This is a genomic window from Paenibacillus sp. UMB4589-SE434 (assembly GCF_030226685.1).
In the GTDB taxonomy this organism is placed as follows: Bacteria; Bacillota; Bacilli; order Paenibacillales; family Paenibacillaceae; genus Paenibacillus_B.
On record NZ_JASOYK010000002.1, the window covers coordinates 15,888 to 31,728 of the forward strand.

The following is a 15,841-nucleotide window of genomic DNA, read 5'->3' on the forward strand; positions in this document are numbered from 1 at the left end:
ATGCTTTTGGAATAGAAGAAAGCAAAGGAGGGAATTAGATGCCATTTGTAGCAGGTGAGTATGAGGTAATCGTCATCGGAGCGGGGCATGCAGGCTGCGAAGCGGCACTTGCTTCAGCACGTATGGGCAGTAATACGTTGTTGCTGACGATTAATTTAGATATGGTTGCATTTATGCCCTGCAATCCATCTGTCGGCGGACCGGCAAAGGGACACGTCGTACGAGAAATTGATGCACTGGGCGGCGAAATGGGACGCAATATAGACAAGACATTTATTCAAATGCGCATGCTTAATACCGGTAAAGGCCCGGCAGTTCATGCACTTCGCGCGCAAGCGGATAAATTTCTATATCAGCAAACAATGAAAGAAACAATAGAAAGTACACCTAACTTAACCTTACGTCAAGGAATGGTTGAAGAGCTGCTTGTTGAAGAAGGAAAATGTGTAGGTGTAGAAACGAAAAGTGGCGCTCAATATCGTGCAAAAGCAGTTGTTGTTACGACAGGTACTTATCTTCGAGGCAAAATTATTATGGGCGAGCTGCTGTATGAGAGCGGACCCAATAATCAGCAACCATCCCTGAAGTTGTCGGATAGCCTGAAGCAGCTTGGTTTTGAGCTTGTACGCTTTAAAACAGGGACACCTCCTCGTGTACATGGAGATACAATTGATTTTACCAAGACAGAGATCCAGCCGGGAGACAACAACCCGAAATTTTTCTCATATGAAACAAAGCATTCCGACAATGAGCAGCTGCCTTGTTGGTTAACCTATACATCAGAAGATACTCATCGTATTATCAATGACAACTTACATCGTGCACCGATGTTTTCTGGTGTAATTGAAGGAACGGGTCCGCGATACTGTCCTTCCATAGAAGACAAAATTGTACGCTTTGCGGATAAGTCCAAGCATCAAATTTTTCTAGAACCAGAAGGTAAGAACACGAAAGAATATTATGTTCAAGGTCTGTCCACTAGTATGCCGGAGGACGTACAGTTAAGTATACTGCGGTCAGTCCCAGGCCTCGAAAAAGTGGAAATGATGCGGACGGGTTATGCAATTGAGTATGATGCGATCGTTCCTACCCAGTTATGGCCTTCTTTGGAGACTAAAAAGGTGGAAGGTCTATTTACAGCTGGCCAGATCAACGGTACTTCGGGTTATGAAGAAGCAGCAGGCCAAGGCCTGATGGCTGGCATTAATGCCGCACGCAAGGTACAAGGCAATGAGCCTGTCGTATTGGATCGATCACAAGGATATATTGGTGTACTTATTGATGATCTAGTCACAAAGGGGACGAATGAACCTTATCGTCTATTGACCTCTCGGGCCGAATATCGTCTGCTGCTGCGTCATGACAATGCGGATCTGAGATTGACACCGATTGGGTATGACATTGGATTAATTACGGGCGAACGATTTGCTGCATTTGAACAAAAAGTAGAGCTTGTGCGTCAGGAGATGGAGCGTTTAAAAGCGACAAAAGTGCGTCCTGACGAAGCCGTACAAGGGATGCTTGCTGAGGCTGGATCAGCGCCGTTGACAAATGGTATCGATGCATTAACGCTGCTCAGACGACCGGAAATAAGTTATGCACATGTGGAAAAGTTATTTCCATCCGATCTTCCTTTAGATGAAGAGATGAAGGAGCAGGTGGAAATTCAGATTAAGTATGCCGGTTATATCGAGAAGCAGTTAATTCAGGTAGAACGTCTGCAAAAGATGGAGAAGAAACGAATTCCGGATGACTTACAATATGAGGATGTGCATGGACTGGCTATGGAAGCCAAACAGAAGTTGGCGAAGATCCGTCCACTCTCGATTGGTCAAGCAACTCGTATCTCTGGGGTTACGCCGGCAGATATCTCAATTTTGCTTGTTTATCTGGAGCATTATAACCGTGTTACTGCACAAAAGCATGCAAACTCTGATGCAGGCTAACGGAACTTATATAGTGGGGAACGATATACATGGATAACGTACAACAGCAATTTGCAGGCTGGCTGGAACCGTATGGTTTGTCCGTCTCGGAGAGACAATTTGAACAATTGGACCGTTACGTGGAAGTGCTTGCGGATTGGAATGAAAGAATGAATTTAACAGGTATTACGGAACGATCAGCTGTGTATGAGAAGCATTTTTATGATTCTATTACACTTTCGTTTCATGTACCAATGATGAGTGTGCAAAAGATGGCAGATATCGGTTCTGGTGCGGGGTTTCCTGGTATTCCGCTAAAGATTCTGTTTCCTCATATTCAGCTTACGATTATTGATTCTTTAAATAAACGGATTCAATTTTTGGAGCACCTGGCAGGTTCGTTAGAACTTGAAGGGGTTACTTGTGTGCATGCGCGGGCTGAAGAAGCAGCTCGTAAGCCAGAGCACCGTGATAACTACGATCTGGTTACTGCGCGAGCAGTAGCCCGCTTAAACGTACTGAATGAGTTCTGCTTGCCGTTTACACGAAAGGGCGGAGTATTTGCAGCTATGAAGGGGTCCAATCCTACAGATGAGATTGCAGAAGCTGCACGCAGCATGCAAGTGCTGCAAGCCAAGCTGGCGGGAGATCATAAATTGATGCTGCCAGTTGAGCAATCTGAGCGTCATATTGTTGTATTGGAGAAGACAGGTCTTACTCCCAAAGCGTATCCACGAAAACCGGGAACTCCGATTAGGACGCCTATTATCTAAACGTAATACATGGTTGTAAGCTTGAACTTCTGTCCTTTTTTGTGAATGCAAAAGAGGACAGAAGTTTTTTTGTATAAATGGCTGCATATAGGTTTTAAAGAGGATAGGAGATAGCTATCTCAATTTTATGGAATTAATTGTAATGTAAAAATAAGATAAGAGTACAGTCTTATACTCTAATAACTATCTTTTTAGAGATTTATTTTTGAGTTTAAGGGGATTTTATCATCTTTAAACGTCATATTTATGGTAGGATAAGAAGATAAGTAGCGACCATAATTGGTGAATTGTTCCACGTGAAACAGGCTTAAGTCTACTATTTGTTTGTTTATAATTACCAGTATGGGGCTGTTTTTTGTGATCGTTAATTAAGCAAAAGATAGACTCAAGAGGGTAGGGCACGATTTTGATTTGAACAAAATTGAAATTGGAACCACTTTTAAGGTGATAAGGATTTAAAGATGTTATGTTCATAAGTTTTTATTACGCTAGTTACCAGAAGGCAGGAAAAAGGCGAGCGACTGGAGAATAATTATGTATCGAGGCATCCTTCGCGTTAAACAAATCAGCATGTTGTTTTAATTGAGGAGATGGCTGTCTCTTTTTATGGGATAAAAGTTTTTCCTGTCACAACGCAACTTGCGTTGCTTCGTAAAGGGCGCTTTCCGAAGAAAGCTGTCAACGTCTCTATGTTCATTTAGAGTGAAAGGTCATCCTTGACAACTCATTTGACTTGCCTGGCATTACTATGAAGTTAGGTGGTATGACTCACAGATGAAAGAACAATTGTCCCGGTTATTTGGTTTTGCGGATCGTCCGGCGCAGGATGAGGTCAAGCAGCTCCCTGTTGATGAGATCGTTATGAGTCCCTATCAGCCACGTACCGTATTTGATGATGATCGGATTGAGGAATTAGCCCAAACGATAAAGACGCATGGTGTCATTCAACCTATCGTTGTTCGTCAGCGCAATGGTAAATATGAAATAATTGCAGGTGAACGCCGATATCGTGCGGTGATGAAGCTTGGTATGGATACCATTCCTGGCATTATCCGTGAAATTAACGATTCCCAGGCCGCATCAATTGCACTTATTGAAAATTTGCAGCGTGAAGGGCTAACGTCTATTGAAGAAGCGATCGCCTACCAAAAGCTAATTGACTTGCATGACCTGACGCAGGAAAGTTTAGCGCAGCGTCTTGGTAAGAGCCAATCGACGATTGCAAATAAAATTCGTCTGCTGCAGCTGCCTGATGAAGTGAAGCAGGCGCTGATGGAACGAAAGGTGACGGAGCGGCACGCAAGGGCGCTACTCGGGCTGGATTCACAAGAGCTGCAACTAAAGCTGTTGGAAGAAATCATTTCGAAAGAGCTTAACGTAAAACAAACAGAAGCAAGAGTTGCATTTTATAAAGAAGTGAATAAATCTAAAAAATCCAAACGTGTATCCTTTACAAAGGATGTTCGTCTGGCATTAAACACGATTCGCCAATCTATAGATATGGTATCCGGTTCAGGATTAGCCATCAAGACGGATGAACGGGATCACGAAGATCATTACGAAATTGTTATTCGTATTCCGAAACGATAAAGAGGCGAAAGTGCTCAAACAGCTAAGTCTATCCTCACAGATGCGCTTTGCCGATAAATGAAGCGGCTTCTTATGCCGCTCTTTTTTTCGAACAGATTCAGGTAGAGTGTATGCGGATACAAATGTATAATGACAAAGTGTGAGTTGGTTGCTTGAGGATGAAATAATCCTTTTAGTGTTTAGAATTATGAGGTTAAGCAGCGAAGAGCAGCTAGATGGACAAGTAGAAAGGGCATTGGGGTGAATAGGAATGGCCAAAGTAATTGCCATTACCAACCAAAAGGGCGGTGTGGGGAAGACAACAACAACCGTCAATTTGGGTGCAGGCTTAGCATTAGTTGGTAAACGAGTACTGCTTGTGGATATCGATCCTCAAGGAAATACAACAAGCGGCATTGGTGTAAATAAAGCTGATGTGACGAATTGTATTTATGATGTCATCATTAATGATATTCATCCACAAGAAGCCATTATGAAAACGGATATTGAAAATCTTCATATCATTCCGGCTACCATTCAATTGGCAGGCGCTGAGATTGAGTTGGTACCAACGATATCACGTGAAGTAAGGTTAAAGAAGTCCCTTCAGCTTGTTGCGCATCAGTATGACTATATATTGATTGATTGCCCGCCATCGTTAGGAATATTAACGATTAATTCGTTAACGGCTGCTCATTCGGTCATTATTCCCATTCAATGTGAATATTACGCGCTCGAAGGGTTGAGCCAATTGCTAAACACAGTTCGTCTGGTACAGAAGCATCTAAATACTGCGCTGCAAATTGAAGGTGTATTATTAACGATGCTGGATGCGCGTACGAATCTGGGTATACAGGTTATCGAAGAAGTGAAGAAGTACTTTCAACAAAAGGTGTATCAAACCATTATTCCTCGGAATATTCGGTTGAGTGAAGCACCATCGCACGGTCAATCGATTATGACTTACGATCCCAAATCGAAAGGTGCAGAAGTGTACCTGGAGCTTGCGAAGGAAGTGGTTTCATATGAGTAAACGTTTAGGGCGTGGACTAGATGCACTGATTCCATCGTTAGCTGTTCAAGATGATGATAAGGTCATTGAAATTCCGCTCAAACAAATAAGACCTAATCCATATCAGCCGCGTAAACATTTTGACGATACATCTATTCAAGAATTAGCTGAATCCATTAAACAGCATGGAGTTATTCAGCCAATTATTGTACGCAGTGTATTAAAGGGACATGAAATTATTGCAGGTGAACGAAGATTTCGCGCATCCCAGTTGCTTGGCCTAGAGCATATCCCCGCTGTTGTTCGTAACTTTACAGATGAGCAAGCAATGGAAATTGCGCTTATTGAGAATTTGCAGCGAGAAAACCTTAATGCTATTGAGCTTGCGCAAGCTTATCAAAATTTAATGGATCAGCTCTCTATGACACAGGAGGAATTATCTGTAAAAGTAGGGAAGTCACGATCACATATTGCTAACTTTTTAAGATTGTTGCAGCTTCCAGATGAAGTAAAAGATTATGTTTCACGTGGAACACTATCTATGGGACATGCCAGGGCAATTGCAGGGGTTAAAGATACTGTAATTGTGAAGCAGTTGGCAAAATCAACCATTGATCAAGAGTGGAGTGTTCGTCAGTTAGAAGAAGCGATTCAATTGATGCATCGAAAAGGTAAGGCTGGAGAAAAGAAGAAATCAATCAGCAAAGACCCTTATCTGGATCAGCTAGAAGAGTCGTTACGGGAACAATTCCGTACTACAGTTAAGATTAAATCGAGCAAAAACAAAGGCAAAATCGAAATTTCATATTTTAGCCAGCAGGATTTGGAACGCTTGTTAGAATTGCTTCAATCGGCGGCTAAATAGTCCCTTGTATAAGAGGTTTAAGAAAAGTCTAATAAAAGATTAGCAAGCTTGGTTGTCATCCGTTGTGAGAAGGATTAAACTAAGAATGCTAATCTTTTTCTTTTATTGATTATGGTATATTATAGAAAAAAATATTATGAGTCCTGTGGTGCAATATGTAAATACAGGAGATCGATTTACAGATAAAAAAGTATTTTGTTACATTGTTTTAACCACGTTTGTATACCCTGTGAGTTACTATATAGTCAAATCATGAAGTCCATATTTCCGTTCTAACCTGCAAATGTGCAACTTTTAATGTAAAGTCATGAAACGTCCTTCATTCGTAAACGTTAATAATAAACACAAAGTAATAAGGGGGAAGCACCGCAATGGGACAGCATCGTTCCGTTATATATATGGACCACGCGGCTACTTCTTGGCCCAAGCCTGCTGCTGTTCAGGAAGCAATCGTTAAAGCGATGCTGGAGGAAGGGGCTAATCCAGGCAGGGGAGGCCATTGGATGGCTGTCCAAGCTGGGAAACGTCTCATGCGAGCACGAATGGCGTTAGCGAAGCTGTTTGGTATTGCGAATCCAACTGACATAGCATTTACACTAAATGCAACAATGGCCTTAAACATGGCTATACACGGTTATGTTAGACCGGGAGATCATGTGGTAGCTACTGCCGTTGAGCATAATTCGGTACGACGGCCTCTTGAATGGTTGAAGATACATCGAGATGTTCGTGTCACCTATATCGATACAGATCCGTATGGCAGCTTGAATTTGAACCAATTACAAGATGCAGTGACTGACAATACGAGATTGGTCGTCTGCAATCATAGTTCTAATCTGCTGGGGTCCATTCTTCCCATAGAGGAGATCGCAATGATTGCGCATAAGAAAGGTGCGAAATTACTTGTTGATGGAGCACAATCGGCTGGACTGCTGCCTATTGATGTTCGTAAGATGGGGATTGATATGCTGGCATTTCCGGGACATAAAGGGTTGCTTGGACCTACGGGGACAGGGGGATTGTATATCGATCCAGAACTGGATGTACAACCTATTATTCAAGGGGGTACGGGCAGCCATTCTGACGAGCCGCTGCAACCCGCAACTAGACCTGATCGATATGAAGCGGGGACGCCAAATACGATGGGAATTGCAGGGTTAGAAGCGGGGGTTAACACAGTGCTGCATGAAACAGTTGAGAAACTTTATAATAAAGAGTGGACACTGGCGCAGCGATTGATGGAGGGCCTTCAATCCATAGATACATTGCATATTTTAGGGCCACAGCTAGGTGAGCCTCGTACGGGGATTGTATCCTTTATTTCTTCGACTATGGATAGCGCTGAATTTGCCTTTCGATTGGATCGAGAGTATGGAATTGCTGTTAGGGCGGGATATCACTGCACACCGCTAGCGCATCAAGCAGCAGGGACAACCGCAACTGGCGCCGTACGTGTCAGTGTAGGATGGAATACGACCGATGATGACATTGATACGGTGTTAGATGCAATACAGAATATAACAGAACACTCGATAAGGCAGGAGAGCGAACATCAATGAATGAAACGTTAAATCAGGGATTGCCAGTTATGGTATTGGTAACGGCAGTGCTATGTATCATTTTATTTATTATGGTTATGGTGCAAGGATCTAAGCTGAAGAAGCTTCGTCGTAGTTATGAGGGTGTAATGAACGGCAATGGTGTTAACGATTTAGAGTCCGTATTAACTCAAATCCATCTCGATATGGAGAGCATGCAAGTTCGTACGGAAGAACATTCCGAAAAACTTCAAGCGTTGAAGGATAAACTTCGCAAGCATACAGGACATATAGCGGTGCATCGCTATAATGCATTTGGAGAACATGGGAATGATCTCAGCTTCTCGATTGCGCTTATTGACGATGAGCGAGATGGTCTTGTATTTACAGGCATTCATGGGCGCGAGCATACGTACGTCTATGCCAAGCCGCTTGAAAAAGGCCAGTCTGCTTATGCGTTATCGCCAGAAGAGAAACAGGCAGTTGAAGTTGCAGCTAACCGTCAACTGGGTAAGTAACTAGGCATTGGGCTTCAAGCACCAATGCTAAGTTGATGGATTAGCACGAAGCAGGGAGTCGTGCAGAGAGTCAGCAATCATATCCGCCATACTCATAACAAGATGAAGCCTTGTATTTTGCAGTACAAAGTATTCCATGAAGCCTCCGATGTTGACAATGCCTGTAATGTGCATGTCGCCAACCGGAGGTAATTGTTTATTTACACCAGCACCAGGTCGAACAGGTCCCGATTGGACTTGAATATGTCCAACGCTGCTGCTTTGACCCAGGCATGCATCAATGGCGATGATAAAGCTGTCCGGATGCTGGAGATGCAGCTGATCAAGCGTATCTTGAAGATTCATTGCATGGACAGGATTGGAAAGTGTACCTAGTGTTGCGTATTGATTGCTGCTATATCTCGTTAACCGACTTCCCACTAATGGACCCAGACAATCGCCCGTAGAACGATCGGTGCCGATACAGATGACAGTTACAGGTTGATGATGCGAACGAAGGCGGAGATGATCAGTGCATGCTTGCACGATGGATTGTTGTGCATTCGGCTTGTCATGTGCAATTTTAGCGGCAACAGGATCTGGAGTAGATAGTGGACGAAATAAGGGAAAATTCATGGGTAATAGCCTCCGTTTCTATGAATGGTAGTATTTAGTATATGGATGAGAGGCTTGTTTTATACTTGTATCAGACATGAAATGAAGCAATTTCATTGATGGAAAATGATTAACTCTACAAATCTTGCAGCAGTGAGAGGAAGAAGCTAAAGTGTCAGCTAACCAGTGGCTTGTGATGGCATTTGATTCGACACAGCAGGCATTACGTGCTGAGATGCTTATGGAATATATGGACATGGACGTAGATACTTACCCAACACCAAAGGAGATCACAGCAGGATGCGCATTATCTATACGATTTCCGGCTGCAATACTAGAGGATGTCACAAAGTTGATAACGACAGAAAGTGTGGTCATACGTGGCATATTCGAACCAGTGGGAGAAGGATATATCTGCGTATGGCCTGAAGATGGGGGAATAGAATAATGAGGTCATATCTACTAGCAGCACAAGGCGAGACTGAGGAGAGTATTGAACAAACCTTAAATGTATTTGAAAAATGGAAGGATACAACGTTCAAATGGTTAACTGATAGTGCAACATGGGAATTGTTATTTATTAATACAGTAAAGATATTACTAATTGTGGTGCTTACACGAATTGCGATCAAGGTCGTGCACCGTATGATTAATCATGCCATGTCGGCTAAGGAGCAGAGCCGAGTGACAGTAAACCCGCGACGCTTGGTTACCGTGGGCAAGCTGCTCAAAAATGTTACATCGTTAGCCATGAATTTTATTATGATTATGTTTATTTTATCTGTGTTCCACATTAATTTGGCACCTCTATTAGCAGGGGCTGGAGTCATCGGTCTTGCGATCGGCTTTGGCGCACAGAGCCTAGTCAAAGATGTGATGACAGGATTTTTTATCATCTTTGAGGACCAGTTTGCTGTTGGCGATGTGATTAAGGTAGGTCAGTTCCAAGGTACAGTTGAGATGATTGGACTGCGGTCGACTCGTATTCATAGCTGGACAGGCGAAGTATTTATTATTCCAAACGGTAATATCACAGATGTGACTAATTTCTCATTAAATAACTCGATAGCCGTTGTCGATATCTCAATTGCGTACGAAGAAAATATAGAGAAAGCCACGGAAGTTATGAAAAATACGTTGGCAGATATGCCTGAACGCGATGATAATGTTGTAAACGTGCCGCAGGTTCTTGGTGTACAGCAGCTGGGTGCTTCAGAGATTATTATTCGAATAATTACGGAATGCCGACCATCAACCCAAGCTTCTGTTGCCCGTCATATCAATAAGGAACTTAAGAAAGCACTTGATGAGCACGGAATTGAAATTCCATATCCACGTGTAGTGACATTACATAGACAAGAACAGGGAGGAATCAATTATGGAGCGTAAGGTGTTTGGGCTTGGTGATATTGTGCAAATGAAGAAGCCTCATCCATGCGGTACAAATGAAATGGAAATTATCCGTATGGGAATGGATATTCGAATTAAATGTGTAGGATGCAAGCATAGTGTGATGATTCCTCGTGCCAAGTTCGAAAAAAGCATGAAAAAAGTGCTCCAAGCCGCGCCGCGCGATTCTATTAAAGACGATGAAAATAGTATTTATTAAGTGATAAGCCATTAAACAAGCAGCAGGATGTGGTAATTATGATTTATCCGTTTGAACGATAGGAGACGGATAAAGGAAATGTCGGTTATTTTCCAAAAAAAGTGACTATGCTATTGCATCCTGCTTGTTAATATGGTACAATCACTTATGCTGTGGAAAGGTACCCAAGAGGCCCAAGGGGGTTGACTCGAAATCAACTAGGCGTCGCGAGGCGTGCGTGGGTTCGAATCCCACCCTTTCCGCCACCATATTTTTTGATCTGGATGACATCCACGATCGAATCATGGATACATAATGAATTGACGATACCTTCTTACGTTACTACGTGAGGGGTATTTTTGCGTTTTAGGGCATGAAAGGGACAAGGAGCGTGCGATGTATCTGCCACATCGTACCGTTAATGAGAATTCAATATAGCGTGGACAATTTATAAATCTACATTTTCACATCTAAGATGTAAAGTCACATAAGGTCATTAAAACTGACATGTGTGGTACTCGTAACCGCTGCCTCTTCCCGTGCATATTCATAATATGGGCTGACCTATATGTTATGCATGTCAGGAGGATTACAATGAAGGGAAACATTTATTTTCTATTTGCAGGGCTGCTGCTCGCTTTTGTATCTAATACCCTTGGTGATGGATGGATAGCTCATGTTCTAGTTTATCCGGCTGCTTCGTGTCTGCTGTTGTCACTGTTATTATCGATGCCAGTGTTTAAAGAGCTGTTAGATAATCAGGCAACTCATAAGAGAGCTATTCAGATCGCCGTAACTGCAGTTGCCACCTTGATCAGTTATCAGTTCACCATTATTTGTGCAGTAGATGGTGAGTGGAATTTGGCTGTTGCGGGGAGTCTGATATTTCTAGGGGTTGGAGCACAGTTAATCCGACTTTTATCAAGACCTAAGTTAAAATAATCATAAATGAAGAGACCTTATTTGCATAAGGTCTCTTTCTGGTGACGGTGCTTTATTGGGACTATTCGAATACTTCACGTCTGATCGCTTGGAACATGCATGGTATTTAGCCACACTTGCTTTGTGTTTGGGACTTAATAGTCTTTAGCACAACCCCTCGCTTCTCTTCATTGTTGTATAAGACAAGCCTGCTCTGGTTCAACTGCTCCATTGTTCAATGGAACCACACCTCGCTTTGCACCGTCAGTAATTATTATGACCACCATTCAAATTATTATACATCGTTATTTACAAAAAATTAATGAACCATTGCATGGGACTTCTTCTTCCACTTGCGATCTTTGTTAGTGGTATCCGGAAATTTTTCACCTTTGGCTAACTTGATTTGCTTAGGATTCTGAATCTCCGTATGGAAGCTTACTTCGCCAACCTCCATGTAGATGCCATCATTGGGGGCTCTATCGCCTGGATTGTATTCGGTACGTTCACCCATTGTACTTTCCTCCATTCATCGTAATTGTTGAGGCACTCCGTATTATGCGACTGAACGAGATATTCAATGAGTGGGAATCGGATGTAATTTAACATTGGTTTAAAGAAAATGCTTTTCCAAGTTACCGACGAGCACTTTCAATGCGTTTTGTCGTCATGGAAACAAGCTTCCAGTTGCGTTAATCGCCTGTATTTGATATATTAATTTAGTGCGAGTTTTACTGACTCGTACTCCTTGTTCCTGGCGCAAATCCAGGGGCCAAAGTCCATAAGGAGGTGAAATATATGCGCAAGTACGAATTGATGTACATCATTCGTCCGGACATCGAGCAAGAAGCTGTTCAAGCTGCTGTCGAAAAATTCCAGGGCGTCATCTCTAACGGCGGTGAAATTACGAAGCACGATGTAATGGGTAAACGCCGTCTTGCGTACGAGATCAAGAAATTCCGTGATGGTGTCTATGTGTTGGTTAACTTCACAGCAGAACCTGCAGTTGTTGCGGAATTGGATCGTCAGTTGAAGATTTCTGACGATGTTATCCGTCATCTCGTCGTAAACGATGTGGCTTAATGCCAACCATGAATCTTGTCTGATTCGTAAACAAGCTGTTGAAGGAGGGATACGATGTTAAATCGCGTCATTTTGATTGGTCGTCTGACAAGAGACCCTGAATTACGCTACACGCCTGCGGGTGTTGCGGTAACGCAATTTACCATTGCAGTAGATCGACCGTTTTCTAGTCAGGGCGGCGAACGTGAAGCGGACTTTATTCCTGTCGTCACTTGGCGGCAGTTAGCAGAGACATGTGCAAATTATTTGCGTAAAGGTCGGCTAACCGCGGTAGAAGGACGCATTCAAGTACGTAATTATGAGAATAACGAAGGTAAACGTGTATACGTGACGGAAGTTATTGCTGATAATGTACGTTTCTTGGAATCCAATCGCGATAGCGGCGGTTCTCGCAGCGATGATATGGGTGGAGGTTACAGCGCACCAGCGCCTAACCAACAGCAACAGCAATTCTCCCAGCCACGCAGCGGTAACAATTCCAGCTATAATCGCGGTCCATCAGCGGATCCATTCTCCGACGACGGCAAACCGATCGACATATCGGATGATGATTTGCCATTCTAAGATGCTGCTAGCAGCAACTGGAGCGGAATTTTAAGAGAAGGAGTTGGACAGAATGAGCTTTAAGCAAAATGATGGCGGCGAACGCGGCGAACGTAAATTCGGCGGACGTCGTGGCCGTAACAAGCGCCGTAAAGTGTGCTTCTTTACTGCTAACAAGATCAAACACATCGATTATAAAGATATCGACCTGTTGAAGAAATTCATCAGCGAGCGCGGCAAAATCTTGCCACGTCGTGTAACAGGTACAAGTGCAAAGTACCAACGTGCGTTGACAATCGCAATCAAGCGTTCCCGTCAAGTAGCGTTGTTGCCATACACTACGGAGTAGTTCTTACTCCTGCACAGAAGGCTGTTCTCTCGTCATTTCGTATGACAGAGGACAGCCTCTTTGTGTTATTGATTACATCAATTACCTGATTACCTGATAGCATTCCACGATACCTGGAATATGGAGCTATGGAGCTATGGAGCAGGACTATGGCCTTGTTAAGGTTATCGTTAACCAGTTGTTGAAGATCAACCAAGGCGGCAGATAATGAGCTAGTTATAAATTCCTCAAATATGGATTACATCCAAACTTTGTCACACGACGACATTTTAATATCCCTCAAAAACTAGTAGAAAATAATTACAGTTAACTACTGTAACATTAGTTAAATTTTAAATATATATTGGCTAATTACGCCACAATATTGTAAAAATTGTCTCAATATAAGGTCGTAACTGGAATTTTCTTTAAGATTTTCATTCCATTTTCTGAAAAAATTAACGTGGAGACAATTTGGTATTTTATTTTTTGCTGTCGACCTAGTAAAATAGACATATTGTTTTGCTAGTACTTGCATGTATGAAATGTCATATGTACACATATCTATGCAAAATGAATCGTTGTATACGCACCTAAATAGTCATTCTTTACAATACCGCCTAGACAGATAAAAAGCGGAGGCCATGCTCATCCTAAACGTTAATGGAGGAGGGTGTGCCATGGAGGATTGGCTCGCGGTTGCAGGACGAACTTGGTTGGCGATGGCTGTGTTATTTATAATGACAAAGCTGCTTGGTAAGCGGCAGGTATCGCAGCTGTCCTTATTTGAGTATATGACGGGTTTAACGATTGGTGGTCTAGTCGTATATATTTCATTAAATACGGATGGCCAATGGGTTCTAGGGGTCTTATCTTTATTGGTATGGGTATTTACTTTGCTGGGGATTGAATGGCTGCAGCTGAAGAGCAAGCGATTCCGTGACGTCGTGCACAGCAGCGGGACAGTACTGATCCAGAATGGTCGTATTCTGGAACAAAACATGCGTAAAGAACGTCTGACGATTGATGAAATGATGACGCAGCTGCGCAATCGTAACGCTTTTCACTTGGCTGACGTTGAATTTGCCATTATGGAACCAAGCGGTGAAATTAACGTGTTGTTAAAAAGGGAACATCAGCCGATTACGTTAAGGCATTTCCATAAGGAGTTGATAGCCGAGCACGAGCCAGTCATCGTGCTGATGGACGGATCAATTTTGGAGCAGGAGCTGTATCGTATCGGCAAGGATGCATCGTGGCTGCGGATGGAGTTATACAAACGGGGACTGCACGAACACGATGTATTTATTGTTGAGGTCAATTCTAATTTTCAATTATTTATTGATTTATTTAATCAACCGAAAAAGCTCAAGCGTGCACACCGAATCAAATAAAAATAACATGTGGTCGAAGCAGATCACGCGGTGTGCGGATGAACAATAGGATTGAGCTTAAGTCAATTGGGATATTAACGGGATGGATTCAATAATCTCAGGGGAAGAAGTGGAACAAGTGGAAAAAATGGAAAAGAGAAAAAAGAAAAAAGGTAAAAACACAGCTAGGAAATGGTGGATCATATTAGGTGTTGTACTTATTCTTGGACTTAGCGGTTTTATTTTCCGGAAGCAACTAGCCATTTTTGCATTTGATGTATTTTTATCCGGATCAGTGGAAGATAAGCTGTCAGATTCTTATAAGCCAATTAAAGGCAAGCCTGAAGTCAATCGAGAAATTACAGAGCCGTTCTCTGCTCTTCTTCTTGGAGTCGATCAGCGGGATCATGAAATTGGACGATCAGATACGATCATTTTCTCAGTTGTGCGCCCGAAGGACAACAAAGTATTGCTCGTCTCAATACCGCGTGATACGTACACCGAGATTATAGGACACGGATCGTCAGACAAGATCAACCATGCCTTTGCTTTCGGTAGCGCTAATAAGGAGATTGGCGGTCCAAAAATGAGTATGGATACAGTCGGTAATTTGTTGGATCATGAGATTAATCATTATGCAACGATTAACTTCGAGGGGCTTAAAGACGTAGTTGATGCCGTGGGCGGTGTGAAGCTGCCGATTAAAGAGGATATCGTCAATAAGGCAGCAGAGCATGAGAAGTTCCGTATAGAGGCAAATAAGCCAATTTACAGTGGTCAAGAAGCACTTTACTTTGTACGCTACCGTGAGGATTCGGACATGAATCGAACGGAGCGCCATCGTATCTTCTTGAAGGCAATCATGGATCGGGCTATTGAGATGGACCAGATTACTAAAATTCCAAGCCTGATGGACATTATGGGCAAGAATTTTACGACAGATATGAGGCCTCGTTATATGATTGACTTGGCGAAACAGATGTTCCAAATGGATGGGGCGCCGACCATTAATAGTTATATGCTGCATGGCGAAGGTAAACGGATTGATGGTGTGTGGTACTATCTTCCGAATGAAGAAGATCTCACATACATCAAGAGTTTAATTACGAATTGGATGGACCCTAAGACAGAGTCGGCTCAATTGATGATACCTCGCAAGATGAAAGAAGAATAAGGATGAAGTTTACAGGTCAGCCGCAGCTCTTGCGGCT

General features: G+C 42.8%; 18 protein-coding genes and 1 tRNA gene. 17 read left to right on the plus strand and 2 right to left on the minus strand.

The genetic code is table 11. The annotated features are described in order from the left end of the window. Window positions 1-38: 38 nt before the first annotated feature. The 7 genes from mnmG to QP775_RS10295 all read left to right on the plus strand — a co-directional run bounded on the left by mnmG (window position 39) and on the right by QP775_RS10295 (window position 8,200). Window positions 39-1,946: a tRNA uridine-5-carboxymethylaminomethyl(34) synthesis enzyme MnmG gene (mnmG, locus tag QP775_RS10265; RefSeq protein ID WP_239329181.1), complete on the plus strand. Its 1,908-nt coding sequence runs from the start codon at window positions 39-41 to the stop codon at window positions 1,944-1,946. Window positions 1,947-1,975: 29 nt separating this feature from the next. Further along, entirely contained in the window at window positions 1,976-2,698 is a 723-nt protein-coding gene (rsmG, locus tag QP775_RS10270) for a 16S rRNA (guanine(527)-N(7))-methyltransferase RsmG (RefSeq protein WP_239329180.1), read from the plus strand. Window positions 2,699-3,472: 774 nt separating this feature from the next. After that, window positions 3,473-4,288 (plus strand): nucleoid occlusion protein, encoded by an 816-nt coding sequence (noc, locus tag QP775_RS10275; RefSeq protein WP_239329179.1) that lies wholly within the window; start codon window positions 3,473-3,475, stop codon window positions 4,286-4,288. A gap of 250 nt (window positions 4,289-4,538) precedes the next feature. Then, window positions 4,539-5,300 carry a ParA family protein gene (locus QP775_RS10280; protein WP_239329178.1) on the plus strand — a complete coding sequence of 254 codons (762 nt, stop codon included), beginning with the start codon at window positions 4,539-4,541 and terminating at the stop codon, window positions 5,298-5,300. Further along, the gene (locus QP775_RS10285) at window positions 5,293-6,144 is read left to right on the plus strand and encodes a ParB/RepB/Spo0J family partition protein (RefSeq protein WP_239329177.1); all 852 of its coding nucleotides are present in this window, start codon (window positions 5,293-5,295) and stop codon (window positions 6,142-6,144) included. The genes QP775_RS10280 and QP775_RS10285 overlap by 8 nt, the downstream gene beginning before the upstream one ends. Before the next feature lie 371 nt (window positions 6,145-6,515). After that, the gene (locus tag QP775_RS10290; protein WP_285105822.1) at window positions 6,516-7,703 is read left to right on the plus strand and encodes an aminotransferase class V-fold PLP-dependent enzyme; all 1,188 of its coding nucleotides are present in this window, start codon (window positions 6,516-6,518) and stop codon (window positions 7,701-7,703) included. Beyond that, window positions 7,700-8,200, plus strand: a complete 501-nt coding sequence (locus QP775_RS10295) for a DUF4446 family protein (RefSeq protein WP_285105824.1) — start codon at window positions 7,700-7,702, stop codon at window positions 8,198-8,200. The genes QP775_RS10290 and QP775_RS10295 overlap by 4 nt, the downstream gene beginning before the upstream one ends. A 27-nt stretch (window positions 8,201-8,227) precedes the next feature. Here QP775_RS10295 and yyaC read toward each other — a convergent pair whose 3' ends face one another. Further along, complete coding sequence (gene yyaC / locus QP775_RS10300) at window positions 8,228-8,815, minus strand: spore protease YyaC (RefSeq protein ID WP_285105826.1); 588 nt, start codon at window positions 8,813-8,815, stop codon at window positions 8,228-8,230. Window positions 8,816-8,990: 175 nt separating this feature from the next. Between yyaC and QP775_RS10305 the strand changes: the two genes are divergently transcribed. The 5 genes from QP775_RS10305 (at window position 8,991) to QP775_RS10325 (ending at window position 11,324) form a co-directional block, all read left to right on the plus strand. Beyond that, window positions 8,991-9,242 (plus strand): putative Se/S carrier protein, encoded by a 252-nt coding sequence (locus tag QP775_RS10305; protein WP_239329228.1) that lies wholly within the window; start codon window positions 8,991-8,993, stop codon window positions 9,240-9,242. Continuing rightward, window positions 9,242-10,183, plus strand: coding sequence for a mechanosensitive ion channel family protein (locus tag QP775_RS10310; protein WP_285105828.1), 942 nt, complete (start codon window positions 9,242-9,244; stop codon window positions 10,181-10,183). The genes QP775_RS10305 and QP775_RS10310 overlap by 1 nt, the downstream gene beginning before the upstream one ends. Then, window positions 10,173-10,403 (plus strand): DUF951 domain-containing protein, encoded by a 231-nt coding sequence (locus QP775_RS10315; protein ID WP_239329172.1) that lies wholly within the window; start codon window positions 10,173-10,175, stop codon window positions 10,401-10,403. The genes QP775_RS10310 and QP775_RS10315 overlap by 11 nt, the downstream gene beginning before the upstream one ends. A gap of 154 nt (window positions 10,404-10,557) precedes the next feature. Next, window positions 10,558-10,648, plus strand: a tRNA-Ser gene (locus QP775_RS10320). Window positions 10,649-10,976: 328 nt separating this feature from the next. Beyond that, a complete protein-coding gene (locus tag QP775_RS10325) occupies window positions 10,977-11,324 on the plus strand; it encodes a hypothetical protein (RefSeq protein ID WP_239329171.1) in 348 nt (115 codons plus the stop codon). Between the two features lie 298 nt (window positions 11,325-11,622). Here QP775_RS10325 and QP775_RS10330 read toward each other — a convergent pair whose 3' ends face one another. Next, window positions 11,623-11,817 (minus strand): YjzC family protein, encoded by a 195-nt coding sequence (locus QP775_RS10330; RefSeq protein ID WP_239329170.1) that lies wholly within the window; start codon window positions 11,815-11,817, stop codon window positions 11,623-11,625. Window positions 11,818-12,101: 284 nt separating this feature from the next. Here QP775_RS10330 and rpsF point away from each other — a divergent pair, with 284 nt between their 5' ends. The 5 genes from rpsF (at window position 12,102) to QP775_RS10355 (ending at window position 15,804) form a co-directional block, all read left to right on the plus strand. Beyond that, window positions 12,102-12,386, plus strand: coding sequence for a 30S ribosomal protein S6 (rpsF, locus tag QP775_RS10335; RefSeq protein ID WP_028543648.1), 285 nt, complete (start codon window positions 12,102-12,104; stop codon window positions 12,384-12,386). A gap of 54 nt (window positions 12,387-12,440) precedes the next feature. Further along, window positions 12,441-12,950 carry a single-stranded DNA-binding protein gene (gene ssb / locus QP775_RS10340; protein ID WP_239329169.1) on the plus strand — a complete coding sequence of 170 codons (510 nt, stop codon included), beginning with the start codon at window positions 12,441-12,443 and terminating at the stop codon, window positions 12,948-12,950. Window positions 12,951-13,002: 52 nt separating this feature from the next. Further along, complete coding sequence (gene rpsR, locus QP775_RS10345) at window positions 13,003-13,278, plus strand: 30S ribosomal protein S18 (RefSeq protein ID WP_028543650.1); 276 nt, start codon at window positions 13,003-13,005, stop codon at window positions 13,276-13,278. A 659-nt stretch (window positions 13,279-13,937) separates the two neighbouring features. Further along, window positions 13,938-14,651, plus strand: coding sequence for a DUF421 domain-containing protein (locus QP775_RS10350; RefSeq protein ID WP_239329168.1), 714 nt, complete (start codon window positions 13,938-13,940; stop codon window positions 14,649-14,651). An 82-nt stretch (window positions 14,652-14,733) separates the two neighbouring features. Further along, window positions 14,734-15,804 carry an LCP family protein gene (locus QP775_RS10355; protein ID WP_343224461.1) on the plus strand — a complete coding sequence of 357 codons (1,071 nt, stop codon included), beginning with the start codon at window positions 14,734-14,736 and terminating at the stop codon, window positions 15,802-15,804. Window positions 15,805-15,841: the final 37 nt, after the last annotated feature.

What these genes read in the sequence shown, in the direction of transcription:
- mnmG (WP_239329181.1), top strand. Translation starts at nt 39, where the DNA reads ATGCCATTTGTAGCAGGTGAGTATGAGGTAATCGTCATCGGAGCGGGG.
- rsmG (WP_239329180.1), top strand. Translation starts at nt 1,976, where the DNA reads ATGGATAACGTACAACAGCAATTTGCAGGCTGGCTGGAACCGTATGGT.
- noc (WP_239329179.1), top strand. Translation starts at nt 3,473, where the DNA reads ATGAAAGAACAATTGTCCCGGTTATTTGGTTTTGCGGATCGTCCGGCG.
- QP775_RS10280 (WP_239329178.1), top strand. Translation starts at nt 4,539, where the DNA reads ATGGCCAAAGTAATTGCCATTACCAACCAAAAGGGCGGTGTGGGGAAG.
- QP775_RS10285 (WP_239329177.1), top strand. Translation starts at nt 5,293, where the DNA reads ATGAGTAAACGTTTAGGGCGTGGACTAGATGCACTGATTCCATCGTTA.
- QP775_RS10290 (WP_285105822.1), top strand. Translation starts at nt 6,516, where the DNA reads ATGGGACAGCATCGTTCCGTTATATATATGGACCACGCGGCTACTTCT.
- QP775_RS10295 (WP_285105824.1), top strand. Translation starts at nt 7,700, where the DNA reads ATGAATGAAACGTTAAATCAGGGATTGCCAGTTATGGTATTGGTAACG.
- yyaC (WP_285105826.1), bottom strand. Translation starts at nt 8,815, where the DNA reads ATGAATTTTCCCTTATTTCGTCCACTATCTACTCCAGATCCTGTTGCC.
- QP775_RS10305 (WP_239329228.1), top strand. Translation starts at nt 8,991, where the DNA reads ATGGCATTTGATTCGACACAGCAGGCATTACGTGCTGAGATGCTTATG.
- QP775_RS10310 (WP_285105828.1), top strand. Translation starts at nt 9,242, where the DNA reads ATGAGGTCATATCTACTAGCAGCACAAGGCGAGACTGAGGAGAGTATT.
- QP775_RS10315 (WP_239329172.1), top strand. Translation starts at nt 10,173, where the DNA reads ATGGAGCGTAAGGTGTTTGGGCTTGGTGATATTGTGCAAATGAAGAAG.
- QP775_RS10325 (WP_239329171.1), top strand. Translation starts at nt 10,977, where the DNA reads ATGAAGGGAAACATTTATTTTCTATTTGCAGGGCTGCTGCTCGCTTTT.
- QP775_RS10330 (WP_239329170.1), bottom strand. Translation starts at nt 11,817, where the DNA reads ATGGGTGAACGTACCGAATACAATCCAGGCGATAGAGCCCCCAATGAT.
- rpsF (WP_028543648.1), top strand. Translation starts at nt 12,102, where the DNA reads ATGCGCAAGTACGAATTGATGTACATCATTCGTCCGGACATCGAGCAA.
- ssb (WP_239329169.1), top strand. Translation starts at nt 12,441, where the DNA reads ATGTTAAATCGCGTCATTTTGATTGGTCGTCTGACAAGAGACCCTGAA.
- rpsR (WP_028543650.1), top strand. Translation starts at nt 13,003, where the DNA reads ATGAGCTTTAAGCAAAATGATGGCGGCGAACGCGGCGAACGTAAATTC.
- QP775_RS10350 (WP_239329168.1), top strand. Translation starts at nt 13,938, where the DNA reads ATGGAGGATTGGCTCGCGGTTGCAGGACGAACTTGGTTGGCGATGGCT.
- QP775_RS10355 (WP_343224461.1), top strand. Translation starts at nt 14,734, where the DNA reads ATGGATTCAATAATCTCAGGGGAAGAAGTGGAACAAGTGGAAAAAATG.